The following is a 720-nucleotide window of genomic DNA, read 5'->3' as shown; positions in this document are numbered from 1 at the left end:
CCGAGCAGACCTATTATCGCTGGCGTAAACAGTACGGCGGTATGGGAACCGACCAGCTGAAGGAGCTCAAGCGGCTCCAGAAAGAGAATGAGCGGCTGCGCAAGGCCGTGTCTGACCTTACTCTGGACAAACTCATCCTGAAGGAAGCTGCCCGGGGAAACTTTTGAGCCCCGCCCGACGGCGCGCCTGCATCGAGTTGATCCGAAGCGAGATGAAGGTGTCAGAGCGCCGGATTTGCCGGGCACTGGGGCAGCACAGATCAACACAAAGATATCGACCGTGCGGCCGAGAAGACGAAGCCCGCCTGGTAGCGGATATGATTGAGCTTGCCAGGCAATACGGCAGCTACGGTTACCGTCGTGTTGCGGCACTGCTGAGAGACGCTGGCTGGCAGGTCAGCGATGGCCGTGTCGAACGGCTGTGGAAACGGGAGGGGCTGAAGGTGCCACCGAAACAACCGAAGAGATCGAGGCTTTGGCTGAACGACGGCTCGTGCATCCGGTTGCGCCCGGAATATCGGAACCATGTCTGGAGCTACGACTTTGTCCATTGCCGTACAGACGATGGAAAGGCTTTCCGCACATTGAACATCCTGGACGAGTTCAGTCGAGATTGCCTGGCGATACGGGTGAAGCGAAAGCTGAACTCGACCGACGTGCTCGATGCCCTCACCGACCTGTTCATCCTGCGCGGACCACCAGCATTTGTCCGTAGCGACAA

Annotated in this window: 1 pseudogene; it reads left to right on the top strand. The window is 58.6% G+C overall.

The annotated features are described in order from the left end of the window. Window positions 1-720: pseudogene (locus RXV88_RS23600) on the top strand (IS3 family transposase); the annotation flags it as partial.

The sequence above is a fragment of the Aestuariicoccus sp. MJ-SS9 genome, from assembly GCF_032586235.1.
In the GTDB taxonomy this organism is placed as follows: Bacteria; Pseudomonadota; Alphaproteobacteria; order Rhodobacterales; family Rhodobacteraceae; genus Aestuariicoccus.
Note: the sequence above shows the minus strand (reverse complement) of the source record. Positions and strands in the feature narration are given on the sequence as shown.